15 protein-coding genes are annotated in these 17,422 nt (G+C 53.4%); 11 read left to right on the forward strand and 4 right to left on the reverse strand.

What is annotated here, in order from left to right:
• Window positions 1-267 precede the first annotated feature (267 nt).
• Both aas and lplT read left to right on the forward strand, forming a co-directional pair.
• A complete protein-coding gene (gene aas, locus OGV69_RS24195; RefSeq protein ID WP_069324519.1) occupies window positions 268-2,427 on the forward strand; it encodes a bifunctional acyl-ACP--phospholipid O-acyltransferase/long-chain-fatty-acid--ACP ligase in 2,160 nt (719 codons plus the stop codon).
• Complete coding sequence (lplT, locus tag OGV69_RS24200) at window positions 2,420-3,613, forward strand: lysophospholipid transporter LplT (protein WP_110496955.1); 1,194 nt, start codon at window positions 2,420-2,422, stop codon at window positions 3,611-3,613. Before aas ends, lplT begins: the two co-directional genes overlap by 8 nt.
• Before the next feature lie 84 nt (window positions 3,614-3,697).
• Here the strand turns inward: lplT and OGV69_RS24205 are convergent, their stop codons facing one another.
• The 4 genes from OGV69_RS24205 to mutH all read right to left on the reverse strand — a co-directional run bounded on the left by OGV69_RS24205 (window position 3,698) and on the right by mutH (window position 6,693).
• On the reverse strand, window positions 3,698-4,738 hold the full coding sequence (locus tag OGV69_RS24205; RefSeq protein ID WP_038633335.1) for an NADP(H)-dependent aldo-keto reductase: 1,041 nt from the start codon (window positions 4,736-4,738) through the stop codon (window positions 3,698-3,700).
• A gap of 106 nt (window positions 4,739-4,844) precedes the next feature.
• A complete protein-coding gene (gene ygdR / locus OGV69_RS24210; protein ID WP_038633333.1) occupies window positions 4,845-5,063 on the reverse strand; it encodes a lipoprotein YgdR in 219 nt (72 codons plus the stop codon).
• Between the two features lie 145 nt (window positions 5,064-5,208).
• Window positions 5,209-5,922, reverse strand: a complete 714-nt coding sequence (locus OGV69_RS24215; RefSeq protein WP_038633330.1) for a TerC family protein — start codon at window positions 5,920-5,922, stop codon at window positions 5,209-5,211.
• 75 nt (window positions 5,923-5,997) lie between these two features.
• Window positions 5,998-6,693: a DNA mismatch repair endonuclease MutH gene (gene mutH / locus OGV69_RS24220; RefSeq protein ID WP_038633327.1), complete on the reverse strand. Its 696-nt coding sequence runs from the start codon at window positions 6,691-6,693 to the stop codon at window positions 5,998-6,000.
• A gap of 684 nt (window positions 6,694-7,377) precedes the next feature.
• Between mutH and rppH the strand changes: the two genes are divergently transcribed.
• The 9 genes from rppH (at window position 7,378) to recC (ending at window position 17,334) form a co-directional block, all read left to right on the forward strand.
• On the forward strand, window positions 7,378-7,908 hold the full coding sequence (gene rppH, locus OGV69_RS24225) for an RNA pyrophosphohydrolase (protein WP_003825602.1): 531 nt from the start codon (window positions 7,378-7,380) through the stop codon (window positions 7,906-7,908).
• Between the two features lie 12 nt (window positions 7,909-7,920).
• Window positions 7,921-10,167 carry a phosphoenolpyruvate--protein phosphotransferase gene (gene ptsP / locus OGV69_RS24230; RefSeq protein WP_038633322.1) on the forward strand — a complete coding sequence of 749 codons (2,247 nt, stop codon included), beginning with the start codon at window positions 7,921-7,923 and terminating at the stop codon, window positions 10,165-10,167.
• A gap of 188 nt (window positions 10,168-10,355) precedes the next feature.
• The gene (gene lgt / locus OGV69_RS24235) at window positions 10,356-11,231 is read left to right on the forward strand and encodes a prolipoprotein diacylglyceryl transferase (protein WP_038633319.1); all 876 of its coding nucleotides are present in this window, start codon (window positions 10,356-10,358) and stop codon (window positions 11,229-11,231) included.
• 6 nt (window positions 11,232-11,237) lie between these two features.
• A complete protein-coding gene (gene thyA, locus OGV69_RS24240) occupies window positions 11,238-12,032 on the forward strand; it encodes a thymidylate synthase (protein WP_038633316.1) in 795 nt (264 codons plus the stop codon).
• Window positions 12,033-12,216: 184 nt separating this feature from the next.
• Complete coding sequence (locus OGV69_RS24245; protein WP_038633313.1) at window positions 12,217-12,687, forward strand: prepilin peptidase-dependent protein; 471 nt, start codon at window positions 12,217-12,219, stop codon at window positions 12,685-12,687.
• Entirely contained in the window at window positions 12,678-13,241 is a 564-nt protein-coding gene (locus OGV69_RS24250; protein WP_069324521.1) for a prepilin peptidase-dependent protein, read from the forward strand. The genes OGV69_RS24245 and OGV69_RS24250 overlap by 10 nt, the downstream gene beginning before the upstream one ends.
• A complete protein-coding gene (locus OGV69_RS24255) occupies window positions 13,238-13,645 on the forward strand; it encodes a DUF2509 family protein (RefSeq protein ID WP_069324522.1) in 408 nt (135 codons plus the stop codon). Before OGV69_RS24250 ends, OGV69_RS24255 begins: the two co-directional genes overlap by 4 nt.
• Entirely contained in the window at window positions 13,630-13,953 is a 324-nt protein-coding gene (locus OGV69_RS24260; protein WP_069324523.1) for a prepilin-type N-terminal cleavage/methylation domain-containing protein, read from the forward strand. The genes OGV69_RS24255 and OGV69_RS24260 overlap by 16 nt, the downstream gene beginning before the upstream one ends.
• 12 nt (window positions 13,954-13,965) lie before the next feature.
• On the forward strand, window positions 13,966-17,334 hold the full coding sequence (gene recC / locus OGV69_RS24265; protein WP_227408997.1) for an exodeoxyribonuclease V subunit gamma: 3,369 nt from the start codon (window positions 13,966-13,968) through the stop codon (window positions 17,332-17,334).
• The last annotated feature ends 88 nt before the right edge of the window (window positions 17,335-17,422 follow it).

Consider the following 17,422-nt stretch of genomic DNA (forward strand, 5'->3'; position numbering starts at 1 on the left):
AATTTACACAACTCGTTGCATTTGGGTTCATTCCTTTGCGTTTTCGCACTGGCGTATCTGGCTGCTGACGACCACAATCAAGATCCCAGAGGTATTGATTGGTGAGATTATTCGGTACGCACTTCGTACCTGTCTCTTGCACCGACCTGCGCGGATGCGCAGGTTTTTTTTCGGATTGTATTCACCAGTTACCTGTCGCGCCCATTCCCCAACTCGTATACTCTCTCACCATTAATGTTTATGTAATTAATGGCACAGGGAGTTGAGATGCTATTTGGCTTTTTTCGTAATCTGTTTCGCGTGCTTTTCCGCGTTCGCGTCACGGGCGATATCAGCGCGCTACAGGGAGAACGCGTTCTAATTACTCCCAACCATGTCTCATTTATCGACGGCATCCTGCTGGCGCTTTTTTTACCGATCCGCCCCGTTTTTGCTGTTTACACCTCTATTAGTCAGCAATGGTATATGCGCTGGCTGACCCCGCTGATTGATTTCGTGCCGTTAGACCCGACCAAACCGATGTCGATTAAACATCTGGTTCGCCTGGTCGAGCAGGGGCGTCCGGTGGTTATTTTCCCGGAAGGGCGTATTTCGACCACCGGTTCATTGATGAAAATCTATGACGGCGCCGGGTTTGTCGCGGCAAAGTCAGGGGCCACGGTGGTTCCTGTGCGCATCGAAGGCGCGGAGCTGTCACGCTTTAGTCGCCTGAAAGGTCTGGTTAAACAGCGATTCTTCCCGCGTATTCGCTTGCACATCCTGCCGCCGACCCATATGCCGATGCCGGAAGCGTCGCGTGCTCGCGATCGCCGCAAAATCGCGGGTGAAATGCTGCATCAAATTATGATGGAAGCGCGCATGGCGGTACGTCCGCGTGAAACGCTTTATGAGTCTCTGCTGGCGGCGAAATATCGCTTTGGCGCAGGCAAAAACTGCATTGAAGATGTTAACTTTACGCCGGACAGCTATCGTAAACTGTTGACTAAGACGCTGTTTGTGGCCCGTATTCTGGAAAAATATACCTCTGAGGGTGAAAAAATTGGCCTGATGCTGCCAAACGCGGGGATCAGCGCGGCGGTCATTTTTGGCGCTATTGCGCGTCGACGCATTCCGGCCATGATGAACTACACGGCAGGTGTAAAAGGGCTAACCAGCGCCATTACTGCATCAGAAATCAAAACTATCTTCACTTCCCGACAGTTTCTCGATAAAGGCAAACTTTGGCATTTACCGGAGCAGCTCACACAGGTGCGCTGGGTTTACCTGGAAGACCTGAAAGCCGATGTGACGTTTAGCGATAAGCTGTGGATTTTCTCACACCTGCTGGCGCCGCATCTGGCGCAGGTGAAACAGCAGCCGGAAGAGGCCGCGGTAATCCTCTTTACCTCTGGCTCGGAAGGTCATCCAAAAGGTGTGGTACACAGCCACAAGAGCATTCTGGCGAACGTCGAGCAGATTAAAACCATCGCCGATTTCACCGCCGACGACCGCTTTATGTCTGCGTTGCCGCTATTCCACTCCTTTGGTCTGACGGTGGGATTATTCACGCCGCTGCTGACCGGCGCAGAAGTGTTTCTTTATCCCAGCCCGCTGCATTACCGCATTGTGCCGGAGCTGGTCTACGACCGGAACTGCACCGTACTGTTTGGTACGTCAACGTTCCTTGGCAACTACGCGCGTTTCGCGCATCCCTATGATTTTCACCGTCTGCGCTATGTGGTGGCGGGAGCGGAAAAACTGCAAGACACTACAAAACAGCTGTGGCAGGAGAAATTTGGTCTGCGCGTCCTTGAAGGCTATGGCGTGACGGAATGTGCGCCAGTGGTGTCGATCAACGTGCCGATGGCGGCGAAATCAGGAACGGTAGGGCGCATCTTGCCCGGTATGGATGCCCGACTGTTAGCTGTTCCAGGCATTGAGGACGGAGGGCGTTTACAGCTAAAAGGCCCTAATATTATGAGCGGCTATTTGCGCGTCGAAAAACCTGGCGTGCTGGAAGTGCCGACGGCAGAAAATGCGCAGGGTGAGATTGAGCACGGCTGGTATGACACCGGAGACATCGTGCGCTTTGATGAAAACGGCTTTGTGCAGATCCAGGGACGCGCCAAGCGTTTTGCTAAAATTGCCGGAGAGATGGTCTCTCTGGAAATGGTTGAGCAACTGGCGCTGGCGGTATCTGCGGATAAAATGCACGCCACGGCGATCAAAAGCGATGCCAGCAAAGGCGAGGCGCTGGTGCTGTTCACCACCGACAGCGAACTGACGCGCGAAAAACTGCAGCAGTATGCGCGAGCGCACGGCGTGCCTGAACTTGCCGTGCCGCGTGATATTCGCCACCTGAAACAACTCCCATTACTCGGCAGCGGTAAGCCGGATTTTGTCACGCTGAAAAGCTGGGTAGATGAGCCGGAAAAACAACATGAGTGAGTCAGTGCACACTAACACTTCTATCTGGTCCAAAGGGATGATGTCCGTTATCGCCGCGCAGTTCCTGTCGGCGTTTGGCGATAACGCCTTACTGTTCGCCACGCTGGCTTTGCTTAAGGAACAATTTTATCCGGACTGGAGTCAGCCGATCCTGCAAATGGTGTTTGTGGGCGCTTACATCCTGTTTGCGCCCTTTGTCGGGCAGGTGGCAGACAGCTTTGCCAAAGGCCGGGTGATGATGTTCGCTAACGGCATGAAACTGCTGGGCGCGGCGAGTATTTGCTTCGGCGTTAATCCGTTTCTCGGCTATACGCTGGTGGGGATCGGCGCGGCGGCGTATTCACCAGCCAAGTATGGCATTCTCGGTGAACTGACCACTGGCGACAAACTGGTGAAAGCTAACGGCCTGATGGAAGCCTCCACCATTGCCGCGATTTTACTCGGTTCTGTGGCGGGGGGCGTGCTGGCCGACTGGCACGTGATTGCTGCGCTTTCTGCCTGTGCGCTGGCCTATGCGGGCGCCGTGGTGGCTAACCTGTTTATCCCGAAGCTGGCCGCGGCTCGCCCTGGCCAGTCCTGGCATTTGGGGAAAATGACCCGCAGTTTTTTCTGTGCGGCCATTTCGCTGTGGCGTAACGGTGAAACGCGTTTCTCATTGGTGGGAACCAGCCTCTTTTGGGGCGCTGGCGTCACGCTGCGTTTTCTGCTGGTGCTGTGGGTGCCGGTGGCGCTGGGCATCACCGATAACGCCACACCTACTTACCTGAATGCCATGGTGGCGATTGGGATTGTGGTCGGCGCGGGTGCGGCGGCGAAGCTGGTGACGCTGGAAACCGTGTCGCGCTGTATGCCTGCGGGGATCCTGATTGGCGTCGTGGTGCTGATCTTCTCGCTGCAACATGCGCTGCTTCCGGCCTACGCGTTGCTGATGCTTATCGGCGTGTCAGGCGGGTTCTTTGTGGTGCCGCTGAATGCGTTGTTACAGGAGCGGGGCAAGAAAAGCGTCGGTGCGGGTAATGCGATTGCGGTGCAAAACCTGGGTGAAAACAGCGCGATGCTGCTGATGTTGGGTATTTACTCGCTGGCGGTGCTGGTGGGGATCCCGGCGGTAGCGATTGGTATAGGGTTTGGCGCGTTGTTCGCATTGGCGATTGCGGCGCTATGGATTTGGCAGCGCCGACATTAGTCTGTTACGTGTAGTTGCCTTATCGGGCCTACAGGGAATGCTTTCTGTAGGCCTGATAAGCGTAGCGCCATCAGGCACTAACCGTCATGGTGCAGGATAGGTATACACCTGATGCACCGCTTCAATCTCGGCCAGAACTTCTTCGCTCAACGCCAAATGCAGGCTTTCAACGTTGGTTTTTAACTGCTCCATCGTCGTTGCTCCCAGCAGGGTGCTGGCGACAAACGGCTGACGACGCACGAATGCCAGCGCCATTTGCGCAGGATCCAGATTATGGCGTTTCGCGATATCCACATAGGCTGCAACGGCCTTTTGCGTTTGCTCACCGCTGTAGCGTGTGAAACGGCTAAACAACGTATTACGTGCGCCGGCAGGCTTGGCGCCGTTCAGATACTTACCGGTTAGCGTACCGAAGCCCAGGCAAGAATAGGCCAGTAGTTCAACCCCTTCGTACTGGCTGACTTCTGCCAGTCCAACTTCATAGCTACGGTTCAGCAGGCTGTAGGGATTCTGGATAGTGGCGATGCGCGGCAGATCGTGTTTGTCCGCCAGATGCAGATAACGCATCACGCCAAACGCGGTTTCATTGGAAACGCCGATGTAGCGAATTTTTCCCGCGCGCTGAAACTCAGCCAGCGCATCCAGCGTATCCAACAGGGAGACGACCGGCGCGGAGTCCGTCCAGCTGTAGCCTAACTTACCAAAGCAGTTGGTGGGGCGCTGCGGCCAGTGAACCTGATACAGATCCAGGTAATCGGTTTGCAGTCTTTTCAGACTATCGTGCAGCGCTTCACGGATATTTTTACGGTCCAGCGCCTGATTTGGTCGAATGCCGCTGTCGTTGTTACGTGATGGTCCACTGACCTTCGACGCCACGATTAGCTTTTCGCGGCTACCGTGTTTGGCTAGCCAGTTGCCCACGTAAGTTTCGGTGAGCCCCTGGGTTTCAGGACGCGGCGGTACCGGATACATCTCGGCAACGTCGATCAAATTTATGCCTTGTGCCACGGCATAATCGAGCTGTGCATGGGCGTCGGCTTCGCTGTTTTGTTCACCAAACGTCATTGTGCCCAGCCCCAGTGTACTGACTTCCAGCGAGCTGTGGGGTATACGGTGATATTGCATAGCCGTTTCCTTTTTATAATCACAACATAAGGATTATAAAAATGGCTGAGGGAAGAGAAAAAGGGAAGTAAAATTGTTAAGGCCAGCGCGCTGCTGACCTCAACCATCAGCGTTCAATGATTTGAGATACATCGTCGCGGTTGATCTGCATCGCATTGCCTTGCTGATCGTGGTAGCTCACCAGACCGGTATCGTCGTCAATCTCTGGTTTTCCGTCGGTCAGGATCATCCGGCCATCTTTTGTCGCCATTACATAATCGCTGCTGCATCCAGAAACTACAAAAGCCAGTCCTACGGCGGAAATCAAAACTGCCCATTTTTTCATCTGCTTATCCTCTCATGGCCTGCGTCTGACAATAGTTTAGTAATAACGCGAAGTTATGCATGACGAAAGCAGTAAAATCTTAAACTGTGAGAAGAGGTAGGTCCGGCGCGGTATTCGCTCCCCTTGCGGGGAGCGACAGATTTCATCAGAGCGGATTTTTTTTATTACGCCACAGGTTCAGTGTCTCTACCGCGATAGAGAAGAACATGGCGAAATAGATGTATCCTTTCGGAACGTGGACGTCGAAACTTTCCAGAATTAGCGTAAAACCGACCAGAATCAGGAAAGAGAGCGCCAGCATTTTCACTGAAGGGTGACGATCGACAAACTCACCAATTGGGCGAGCAGCAAACATCATCACGCCCACGGCAATCACCACCGCCGCCATCATGATAAACAGATGGTCAGACAAGCCTACCGCTGTAATTACGGAATCCAGACTGAAGATAATGTCTAACAACATGATCTGCACAATCGCGCCCAGGAATGAAGAGACACGGGTTTTCAGTCCCTCTTCCTCACCTTCAATGGATTCGTGGATCTCTTTACTGGCTTTCCAGATCAGGAACAACCCGCCGAGCAGAAGGATCAGGTCGCGCGCCGAAATCGCCTCGCCAAATACCTCGAACAACGGGTTTGTCAGCCGTGTTACCCAGGCGATAGAGGCCAGCAGCGCCAGACGCATAATCATTGCTGCCGCCAGCCCAATACGTCGGGCATGATTGCGTTGCGCTGTCGGAAGTTTGGCTACAACCAGAGAGAGGAAAATAATATTGTCGATCCCAAGAACGATCTCCAGCAGCGTCAGCGTACCGAGCGCAAGCCAGGCGTTAGGATCGGTTATCCATGCAAATAACATCGAGCAAAGTCCTGCCAAAAAAAAGAAGCGGTAATTATAGGCCCGTAACGCGGCGGGTGAAAGGCCGGACGGTGCCTATTGCGGCTGGAATAAGAAATGCCGCTCAAGCAATGCGCGCGTGAAGTTCTTTTTCAGATAAAACCCGCGCGGCAGGGTCAGGATGGGTTCGCCATGGGCGCCAATCGCTTCGGTAAGCGCTCGGGCATTGGCGGCTTTGGGACGCAGTTGTAACACTTCCCCATGGCGAGCGGTGATGCGTTCGACGTGGCCTAGCACAATCATGTCCATTAGTTCTTCCCAGTCCAACCGTAATTGCTGGTCTTCTTCGTCGTTCGGGCTCCAGAGCAAGGGCGAGCCGACGCGACGTTCAGCCAGTGGAATACTGCGTTCACCCTCTACCGGGATCCACAGTACGCGTTTAAGTTTGTGCCGCACATGGCTGGTTTCCCAGGTGACGCCTGTATTGCCAGTTAACGGCGCTACGCATACGAAGGTGGTTTCCAGCGGTCTGCCAAGACTGTCCACAGGGATCGTTTTCAGCTCCACGCCCAGCGCCGCAAAATCCTGCTCCGGCTTGCTGCCTGCGCTGGCGCCCAGCCAAATCTCCAGCAGGACGCCAATCCAGCCTTTATCACGCTTGAGATCCCTTGGGGTGACGAGTCCCGCCATGGTCGCCAATTCTCCCAACGAGTAGCCCGCAAGCTGCCGCGCCTGAGTCAGCAATTGGGCTTCAGAGTCAGGCGGAGAAAGTAACGGATGGAGTTCTGGCATCGGGTCAACCCTTAGGTGAAAAAATGAGCAATGATTTTATACCGTGTGGACAGAGTTTATCTTTTTCCACATGCTTTATTCAATTATATGATTTATATTGGTTTTTATATTCACGCGCGCGGAGTTGCGCAACAGCAATGTAGGTTTTCCAATTCTGGTCACTGACAATGAACAGGATCTTACACCATGTTATCCACAGAAAGATGGGATAACTGTGAAAAACCCCCACTACTGTTTCAATTTACAGCCTTGACGCGCGACGAAAATCGAATTTTTACACAAATTGTGCCTAACTTATTGGCATAATCTGTGGATAAAACCAACGCTGGTCGATCTTTCATCAGCGTGAAGATCGTGTGCGTGACACACATCACATTTATGTATGTGCGTTGGTACCGATCGTTTTTAACTTAATGAATAAATAAGACTATTTTTTATATGTGACGAATGTCTTATTCGGACTGTTCTGGGTTTTCCCATAGTAATTCCGTACTTCTTCACAACTATATCCACAGAAAAGGTGAATAAAATCGCCCTGAATGCCCTTCTTCTGTTTATAACTCGGGGCTTCGCTGTGAGTTATTCAATTGTTATTAGAATATCGCACCCTTAACAGAGTGGTTTACCGCCTCTCAGGAGTGTGAAACAATCGTTTGTATATAAGGTTTATGTTGAGGTAGTCCGGTGATTGATGACGATGGCTACCGCCCGAATGTAGGGATAGTAATTTGTAACCGCCAGGGGCAGGTCATGTGGGCTCGGCGATTTGGTCAGCACTCCTGGCAATTCCCACAAGGTGGGATAAACGCAGGAGAGACGGCAGAGCAGGCGATGTACCGGGAACTCTTTGAAGAAGTGGGTCTCAGCCGTAAAGATGTACGGATCCTTGCTTCTACTCGTAACTGGTTGCGTTACAAGTTACCGAAACGTTTGGTGCGTTGGGACACAAAGCCGGTTTGTATCGGCCAGAAACAAAAATGGTTTCTTCTGCAATTAGTCAGCAGCGATGCTGAAATTAATATGCAAACCAGCAGTACACCTGAGTTCGACGGCTGGCGCTGGGTGAGTTACTGGTATCCGGTTCGACAGGTGGTGTCATTTAAACGCGATGTCTATCGCAGGGTGATGAAAGAATTCGCAAGTGTTGTCATGGCGCTTCAGGAGAGCACTCCTAAACCGCAAAGCGCACCTGCGTACAGACGTAAAAGAGGTTAAGCTACGCAAATTATGCTCACCCGCCTGCGCGAAATAGTCGAAAAGGTGGCCAGTGCTCCGCGTCTTAATGAGGCGCTCAATATACTGGTTACCGACATCTGTCTTGCGATGGATACAGAGGTCTGCTCGGTCTATCTGGCCGATCACGACCGACGTTGTTATTACCTCATGGCGACACGAGGTCTGAAAAAACCACGTGGTCGCACCGTCGCACTCGCGTTTGATGAAGGTATCGTTGGCCTGGTTGGCAGGCTGGCGGAACCTATCAACCTCGCCGATGCGCAAAAACATCCCAGCTTTAAATACATTCCTTCGGTAAAAGAAGAGCGCTTTCGTGCGTTCTTAGGCGTACCGATTATTCAGCGTCGTCAGCTGTTAGGTGTGCTGGTGGTGCAGCAGCGTGAATTACGTCAGTACGACGAAAGCGAAGAGTCTTTCCTGGTGACGCTCGCCACGCAAATGGCGGCCATACTTTCCCAGTCGCAACTGAACGCACTGTTCGGCCAATACCGGCAAACGCGTATCCGTGCATTGCCTGCCGCTCCCGGCGTAGCCATTGCCGAAGGCTGGCAGGATGCAACGCTACCGCTGATGGAGCAGGTCTATCAGGCTTCAACGCTGGACCCGGTGCTTGAGCGCGAGCGGCTGACCGGCGCGCTGGAAGAGGCGGCGAACGAATTCCGCCGTTACAGCAAACGCTTTACCGCCGGGGCGCAGAAAGAAACGGCGGCGATCTTTGATCTCTACTCGCACCTGCTTTCTGATACCCGCTTGCGCCGCGAACTGTTTGCGGAAGTGGATAACGGCTCGGTGGCTGAGTGGGCCGTTAAAACGATCATCGAAAAATTTGCCGAACAGTTTGCCGCGCTGAGCGATAACTATCTCAAAGAGCGGGCCGGAGATTTACGCGCGCTGGGCCAGCGTCTGCTGTTCCATCTTGACGACTCGATCCAGGGACCGAATGCCTGGCCGGAACGTTTTGTGCTGGTGGCGGATGAGCTTTCCGCTACGACGCTGGCGGAACTTCCCCAGGACCGGTTAGTCGGCGTGGTTGTCCGGGACGGCGCAGCCAACTCTCATGCGGCGATTATGGTGCGTGCGCTGGGTATTCCTACCGTCATGGGGGCTGATATCCAGCCGTCAGTACTACACCGTCGAACGTTGGTGGTGGATGGTTATCGTGGCGAAGTGCTGGTCGATCCGGAACCGGTATTGGTCCAGGAATACCAGCGCCTTATCAGCGAAGAGATCGAGCTGAGCCGCCTGGCGGAAGATGACGTTAACCAACCGGCGCAGTTAAAAAGCGGCGAGCGCGTGAAGGTGATGCTCAATGCGGGTCTCAGCCCGGAACATGAAGAGAAGCTGGGCAGTCGGATCGATGGCATTGGTCTGTATCGCACAGAAATTCCTTTCATGCTGCAAAGCGGCTTTCCTTCGGAAGAAGAACAGGTTGCGCAGTATCAAGGGATGCTGCAAATGTTTAACGACAAGCCGGTGACTCTGCGGACGCTGGATGTCGGGGCCGATAAACAGCTGCCCTACATGCCGATCAGTGAAGAGAACCCATGCCTTGGCTGGCGTGGGATCCGCATTACGCTCGATCAACCGGAGATCTTTTTGATCCAGGTCCGGGCCATGCTGCGTGCAAACGCGGCAACCGGTAACCTGAGCATTTTACTGCCGATGGTGACCAGTATTGATGAAGTGGACGAAGCGCGACGCCTGATTGAACGCGCCGGACGCGAAGTGGAAGAGATGATCGGTTACGCAATCCCGAAACCGCGCATCGGCATCATGCTGGAAGTTCCGTCGATGGTGTTTATGTTGCCGCATCTGGCTAACCGGATAGACTTTATCTCGGTCGGAACCAACGATCTCACCCAATATATTCTGGCCGTTGATCGTAACAATACGCGGGTGGCCAGCATTTATGACAGCCTGCATCCGGGGATGTTACGTGCGCTGGCGATGATTGCGCAGGAAGCCGAAAGAAGCGGTATCGATTTGCGCTTATGCGGTGAAATGGCGGGCGATCCGATGTGCGTGGCCATTCTGATCGGCCTGGGTTTCCGTCATTTATCAATGAACGGTCGATCCGTGGCTCGCGTTAAATATCTGCTGCGCCATATCGATTTTGGCGAGGCGCAAACGCTGGCCCAGCGCAGCCTGGAAGCGCAGATGGCGGCAGAAGTACGCCATCAGGTGGCGGCCTTTATGGAGCGCCGTGGCATGGGGGGGCTGATTCGCGGGGGACTGTAGGCCTGATAAGCGTAACGTTGCCAGGCATTACGGGGGAAAGATTACCTATACAGATCTTTTACATCTTCCCGGCATCCGCTGCGATCCCCTTGTGCTATCATTCGCACCTTTGGAGCGCCTGCTTTATGCAGGCGCGCTTATCAATTGCTGTCTGACTTCAGCGAAATAACAAGAACTTGTGGTGACAGATGACCAGTAGCTATCTGCATTTTCCGGATTTCGATCCGGTCATTTTCTCAATCGGACCCGTCGCGCTTCACTGGTACGGCTTGATGTATTTGGTGGGTTTTATTTTCGCGATGTGGCTGGCGACGCGCCGTGCTAATCGTCCGGGCAGTGGCTGGACTAAAAATGAAGTAGAAAACTTACTGTATGCAGGCTTCCTCGGGGTTTTCCTCGGCGGACGTATTGGTTACGTACTGTTCTATAACTTCCCATTGTTCCTCGATAATCCGCTGTATCTGTTCCGCGTCTGGGATGGCGGCATGTCCTTCCACGGCGGACTTATCGGCGTGATTCTGGTGATGATTATCTTCGCCAGACGCACCAAGCGTTCGTTCTTCCAGGTTTCTGATTTCATCGCTCCGCTGATCCCGTTTGGTCTGGGCGCAGGGCGTCTGGGCAACTTTATCAACGGTGAACTGTGGGGACGCGTCGACCCGAACTTCAAGTATGCCATGCTGTTCCCGGGCTCCCGTACCGAAGATATTTTACTGCTGCAAACCAACCCGCAGTGGCAGTCCATTTTTGATACCTACGGCTCGCTGCCGCGTCACGCCTCGCAGCTTTATGAGATGGCGCTGGAAGGGGTTGTACTGTTTATCATTCTGAACCTGTACATTCGCAAGCCGCGTCCTATGGGGGCGGTGTCCGGTCTGTTCCTGATTGGTTATGGCGCGTTTCGTATTATCGTTGAATTCTTCCGCCAGCCGGACGCACAGTTTACCGGCACCTGGGTGCAGTACATCAGCATGGGACAGATCCTCTCTATCCCGATGATTGTCGCAGGCATTATTATGATGGTTTGGGCGTACCGCCGTAGCCCACAGCAACACGTTTCCTGAGGAACCATGAAACAGTATTTAGAACTGATGCAAAAAGTGCTGGATGAAGGCACAAAGAAAAACGACCGTACCGGAACCGGAACGCTTTCCATTTTTGGCCATCAGATGCGTTTTAATCTGCAGGAAGGGTTCCCGCTGGTTACGACCAAACGCTGCCATTTACGCTCGATCATTCATGAGCTGCTGTGGTTTTTGCAGGGCGATACTAACGTTGCCTACCTGCATGAAAACAACGTCTCAATCTGGGATGAATGGGCGGATGAAAACGGTAATTTAGGCCCGGTTTATGGCAAACAGTGGCGCGCGTGGCCAACGCCGGACGGTCGCCATATTGACCAGATCACCACGGTGCTAAACCAGCTGAAAAATGACCCGGACTCTCGACGCATCATCGTTTCCGCATGGAACGTCGGTGAGCTGGATAAGATGGCGCTGGCGCCGTGCCATGCTTTCTTCCAGTTCTATGTGGCGGATGGCAAGCTCTCCTGCCAGCTGTATCAACGTTCGTGCGATGTGTTCCTCGGTCTGCCATTCAACATTGCCAGCTACGCCTTACTGGTACACATGATGGCGCAGCAGTGCGACCTTGAAGTGGGTGATTTTGTCTGGACCGGCGGCGACACGCACCTGTACAGCAATCATATGGATCAAACGCATCTGCAGCTTAGCCGCGAACCGCGCGCGTTGCCGAAGCTGATCATCAAACGTAAGCCTGAATCTATCTTTGATTATCGCTTCGAAGATTTCGAAATCGAAGGCTACGATCCACATCCCGGTATTAAAGCGCCAGTGGCTATCTAACCGGGCTTGATGCTGTCACAACCGACGCCTTCGCGCGTCGGTTTTTTTTGTCTGTCATTTCATTCTTCGGCGCGGGTTCCTGAAATATTGCAACGCTCTGCAACGCGTCAAATATTCCCCGTAGCTCGCCGTAGAAACCGAATTTCCCGCTCGTTATTCATTTTCCTCACGCCATACTGGCGGCATGAAAAAACAACAAGGCTACACGTTTCTCGAAACCCTGATTGCGATGCTGATTGTCGCGGCGCTTGGCGCGTCCGGGTTGTATGGCTGGCAGTACTGGCAACAGCAACAGCGCCTGTGGCAGACCGCCTGTCAGGTGCGGGACTACCTGCTGCAACTACGTGAAGATGCTAACTGGCGTAACCGCGATCACGTGATAAGCGTGATGGAGGATGGGCCATCGTGGTGTCTGGTCAGTGCTGCGGCTTTACAAGACGGGTGTAAACCAACTTCACCCCTGGTGTTTGCACCGCGCTGGGACGATGTCGAAATGGCAGAGATAACGCCTTCACTGGCCTTTTATGGGCTGCGCAATACGGCATGGGCTGGACATATTCGTCTGAAAAATGCGGCAGGCGAATGGCGCGTGGTGGTGTCAGGCTGGGGGCGGATCAGGCTTTGCGAGCGCGATGAGGCCAGGTCATGTCTGTAAACGAGCGGGGTTTTTCACTGCTGGAGGTGCTCATTGCTATGGTCATTAGCAGCATTTTACTGCTTAGCGCAGCGCGATTTTTACCCGCTCTGCAGCGAGAGATCCTGCGCAATACGCGCCAGCTAGCGCTGGAGGATGAAATATGGCAGCGGGTCTATACCGTGGCAAAACATCTTCAGCGGGCAGGGTATTGCCGGGGAAGCTGTGTCGGAGAGGGACTGGTGATATCGGCTAAGGGTGACTGTGTCATTGCCCGTTGGGATGCCAACAGTAACGGCATTTGGGAGAGCGTTCCCGCGAAAGAGTCCGATACCATCGGATTTCGTTTACAGGACAACGTCCTGGAGACCCAGCGAGGAGCAACGAGTTGTAATGGCAAAGGGTGGGAGAAAATGACCGATCCAGCCACGATAGAGATTCAGGCGTTTAAGGTTGAGCGCCTGAATATTCGCGGATTTCAACCACTCCTTACGTTGCGTTTGCGCGGAGTGAGCAACGTCGAACCGCAAAAAGTCATTGAAGCCTTTTACAGTGTGACAGGTTTCAACCTGTGAATAGTGAGCGAGGTGTTTCGTCCCTGGCGATGGTCCTGCTACTGCTGGTGCTCGGCAGCCTGTTATTACAGGGTGTTAGCCGACAAGAAACGAGTTTTGCATCGCGTGTTACAACGGAAAGTCGGTCTTTGCAACGGCAGGCGGTAGTGCAATCTGCCATCGAATGGGGACGCATGCAGTCCTGGAGCTTACAACCGGCTTTACAGTGTCGGCGTTATACCGGGCAGGATGTCGCGGTTTGCCTGCGACGACTTACTGAGACTTCCGTGCTGCTTATTGCGCATTATGAAGGGGTATCGTTATGGCGTCAGGGAGCGGTTATCGATGGCAATATCGAATTTTCGGCGCATGGCTGGAGCGATTTTTGTCCGTTAAAGGCGGTAGCGTTATGTCTGACTCCCTGAACAGACAACGTGGTTTTAGCCTGCCGGAAGTGATGCTGGCAATGGTGCTGATGATCATGGTTGTGACTGCGCTATCGGGATACCAGCGGGCGTTGATGAACAGTTTTATCGTCAGAAACCAGTATCAGCAACTCTGGCGTCACGCCTGGCAGCAAACCCAGCTGTATCCGTTTTCACCACCTGTGAACTGGCAGGTTAACCGAATGCAGACAACGGAAGCAGGATGTGTCAGCATCAGTGTTAAATTTTCTTCACCTCTGGGCAGGCAAGGTCAAATGACACGTCTGCATTGCCCGAACCGTCAGTAGTCAGGAGCCGCTATGTTAAGGGTCTACCACTCCAATCGTCTGGATGTGCTGGAAGCGTTAATGGAGTTTATCGTTGAGCGCGAGCGGTTGGACGATCCCTTTGAGCCGGAAATGATCCTGGTGCAAAGCACCGGTATGGCGCAGTGGCTACAGATGACCCTTGCACAGAAATTTGGTATCGCCGCCAACATCGATTTCCCGCTACCCGCGAGTTTTATCTGGGATATGTTTGTGCGCGTGCTGCCGGATATCCCGAAAGAGAGCGCGTTTAGCAAACAGAGCATGAGCTGGAAGTTAATGACTCTGCTGCCGCAATTGCTGGATAACGATGACTTCGCACTGCTGCGACACTATCTGACGGACGACACCGATAAACGTAAGCTGTTTCAGCTTTCCTCTCGCGCGGCGGACCTTTTCGATCAGTATTTAGTTTATCGCCCTGACTGGTTAACGCAGTGGGAAGCGGGGCGCCAGATTGAAGGACTCGGCGAGGCTCAGGCATGGCAGGCGCCGTTGTGGAAAGCGCTGGTGGAATACACCGCAGAACTGGGTCAACCGCGCTGGCATCGCGCCAATTTATATCAGCGATTTATTCACACCCTGGAAAATGCGTCTGAATGTCCGCAGGGGCTGCCTTCTCGCGTCTTTATTTGCGGAATTTCGGCGCTACCGCCGGTTTACCTGCAGGCCTTGCAGGCGTTGGGTAAGCACATTGATATTCATCTGCTGTTTACTAACCCTTGTCGCTACTATTGGGGCGACATTAAAGATCCCGCCTGGCTGGCAAAGTTGCTGGCGCGTCAGCGTCGGCACAGTTTTGAAGAACGTCACCTGCCGCTGTTTCGTGATACTCAGAATGCGGCAGGATTGTTTAACAGTGATGGTGAGCAGGATGTAGGCAACCCGATGCTGGCCTCGTGGGGTAAGTTGGGACGTGATTATATTTATCTGCTTTCAGAACTGGAAAACAGCCAGGAGCTGGATGCGTTTGTCGATATAACCCCAGACAATCTTTTGCATAACATTCAGTCGGATATCCTCGAGTTACAAAGCCGGGCCGTGGCGGGCGTTACGCTGGACGAGTATTCCCGGAGCGATAACAAACGGCTGCTTGATGTGAACGACACCAGCGTGACTTTCCATGTCTGCCATAGCCCTCAGCGTGAAGTGGAAATTCTTCATGACCGACTGCTGGCAATGCTGGAAGCAGATCCCACGCTGACGCCGCGCGACATTATCGTGATGGTGGCGGATATCGACAGCTACAGCCCGTTCATTCAGGCGGTTTTTGGCAGCGCGCCAGCCGACCGTTACTTACCCTATGCGATTTCCGACCGTCGGGCGCGTCAGTCTCATCCCGTCTTGCAGGCCTTTATCAGTCTGCTGTCGCTGCCGGATAGCCGTTTTGTCTCTGAGGATGTGCTGGCATTACTGGATGTACCCGTTCTGGCGGCACGTTTCAATATTGATGAAGATGGTCTGCGCTATCTTCGTTTGTGGGTCAATGAATCAGGTATTCGCTGGGGAATTGACGACGATAACGTGCGTGAACTGGAACTTCCGCCAACGGGTCAACATACCTGGCAATTTGGTTTAACGCGCATGCTGCTCGGCTATGCGATGGAAAGCGCCCAGGGCGAGTGGCAATCGGTATTGCCCTACGATGAGTCGAGCGGTTTGATTGCCGAACTGGTAGGGCATCTGGCCTCGTTACTGATGCAGCTTAATCTCTGGCGTCGAGGACTGGCGCAGGAGCGCCCGCTGGAAGAGTGGCTGCCTGTTTGTCGGGACATGCTTAATGATTTCTTCCTGCCGGATGCGGATACCGAAGCGGCGATGACGCTGATTGAACAGCAGTGGCAGGCCATTATTACTGAAGGACTGGGGGCTGAGTATGGCGATGCCGTACCGCTTTCCTTGCTACGTGATGAGCTGGCGCAGCGTCTCGACCAGGAACGCATTAGCCAGCGCTTCCTGGCGGGGCCCGTTAACATTTGTACGCTGATGCCGATGCGCTCTATTCCTTTTAAGGTTGTATGCCTGCTGGGCATGAACGATGGCGTTTATCCGCGTCAGCTTGCGCCGCTGGGCTTTGATCTGATGAGTCAAAAACCGATGCGGGGCGATCGCAGCCGTCGCGATGATGACCGTTATCTGTTCCTCGAAGCATTAATTTCGGCGCAGCAAACGCTCTACATCAGCTACATTGGCCGCTCAATTCAGGATAACAGCGAACGCTTCCCGTCGGTATTGGTGCAGGAACTGATGGATTACATCGGGCAAAGCCACTATTTGCCGGGCGACGAATCGTTGACCTGCGATCAAAGCGAGGCCCGGGTAAAAGCGCACATTACCCGTCTGCATACCCGCATGCCTTTTGACGCACAAAACTATCAGCCCGGCGAACAGCAAAGCTACGCCCAGGAGTGGCTGCCTGCGGCGAGCCTGTCAGGAAAAGCGCACACGGATTTTGTGCAGCCTCTCCCCTTTGAAATGCCAGCCACGTTAACGCTGGAAACGCTACAGCGATTTTGGGCTCATCCGGTACGGGCCTTTTTTCAGATGCGTTTGCAGGTAAACTTTCGTTCTGAAGAAAGTGAGATCCCGGAAACAGAACCTTTTGTTCTGGAAGGATTAACTCGCTATCAGCTTAATCAGCAATTGCTTAACACGCTGGTTGAAGAGAACGATGCTGAACGACTGTTTCGCCGTTTTCGTGCGGCAGGCGTGCTGCCCTATGGGTCATTTGGCGAAATTCTGTGGGATACGCAGCGTCAGGAGATGCAGTCGCTGGCTGAACGCATTATCGCCTGCCGTCAGCCTTGCCAGAGCATGGAGATTGATCTCATCTGTAACGGTGTGCAAATCACCGGTTGGCTGCCGCAGGTGCAAGAGGACGGTTTGTTGCGCTGGCGCCCATCATTAATAAGCATTGCCCAGGGAGTGCAACTTTGGCTGGAACATCTTGTCTATTGTGCCAGTGGCGGTACGGGAGAGAGTCGGTTGTTCCTGCGCAAAGACGGGGAATGGCGTTTCCCGCCACTGGCGGCAGAACAGGCGCTGCTGTATTTGTCGCAACTCATTGAGGGATATCGGGAAGGCATGTCGTCGCCATTGCTGGTATTACCGGAAAGCGGCGGCGCATGGCTAAAAACCTGTTATGACGCTGCAAATGATGCCATGTTAGAGGACGACGATACGCTGCAAAAAGCGCGCAGTAAATTTTTGCAGGCTTATGAAGGCAACATGATGGTTCGTGGCGAAGGCGATGATATCTGGTATCAACGCCTGTGGCGTCAACTGGATGCCGAGACGCTGGAACGCATTGTTTTACAGTCACAGCGCTATCTGTTACCGATTTTTCGCTTTAACCAGTCCTGATGGTTGTATAAAAATTGCGCAATTTGATGGCTTCCACTATGATGCGCATTCTGTCACGGACTGATTCTTAAAAAGAGAAGATGCTGAC

This window comes from Citrobacter sp. Cc139 (genome assembly GCF_030334645.1).
Lineage (GTDB): Bacteria > Pseudomonadota > Gammaproteobacteria > Enterobacterales > Enterobacteriaceae > Citrobacter > Citrobacter werkmanii.

Bases quoted from the DNA above. Each gene is read 5' to 3' on its own strand.
- aas (WP_069324519.1), top strand. From the start codon at position 268: ATGCTATTTGGCTTTTTTCGTAATCTGTTTCGCGTGCTTTTCCGCGTT.
- lplT (WP_110496955.1), top strand. From the start codon at position 2,420: ATGAGTGAGTCAGTGCACACTAACACTTCTATCTGGTCCAAAGGGATG.
- OGV69_RS24205 (WP_038633335.1), bottom strand. From the start codon at position 4,738: ATGCAATATCACCGTATACCCCACAGCTCGCTGGAAGTCAGTACACTG.
- ygdR (WP_038633333.1), bottom strand. From the start codon at position 5,063: ATGAAAAAATGGGCAGTTTTGATTTCCGCCGTAGGACTGGCTTTTGTA.
- OGV69_RS24215 (WP_038633330.1), bottom strand. From the start codon at position 5,922: ATGTTATTTGCATGGATAACCGATCCTAACGCCTGGCTTGCGCTCGGT.
- mutH (WP_038633327.1), bottom strand. From the start codon at position 6,693: ATGCCAGAACTCCATCCGTTACTTTCTCCGCCTGACTCTGAAGCCCAA.
- ptsP (WP_038633322.1), top strand. From the start codon at position 7,921: ATGCTCACCCGCCTGCGCGAAATAGTCGAAAAGGTGGCCAGTGCTCCG.
- lgt (WP_038633319.1), top strand. From the start codon at position 10,356: ATGACCAGTAGCTATCTGCATTTTCCGGATTTCGATCCGGTCATTTTC.
- thyA (WP_038633316.1), top strand. From the start codon at position 11,238: ATGAAACAGTATTTAGAACTGATGCAAAAAGTGCTGGATGAAGGCACA.
- OGV69_RS24245 (WP_038633313.1), top strand. From the start codon at position 12,217: ATGAAAAAACAACAAGGCTACACGTTTCTCGAAACCCTGATTGCGATG.
- OGV69_RS24250 (WP_069324521.1), top strand. From the start codon at position 12,678: ATGTCTGTAAACGAGCGGGGTTTTTCACTGCTGGAGGTGCTCATTGCT.
- OGV69_RS24260 (WP_069324523.1), top strand. From the start codon at position 13,630: ATGTCTGACTCCCTGAACAGACAACGTGGTTTTAGCCTGCCGGAAGTG.
- recC (WP_227408997.1), top strand. From the start codon at position 13,966: ATGTTAAGGGTCTACCACTCCAATCGTCTGGATGTGCTGGAAGCGTTA.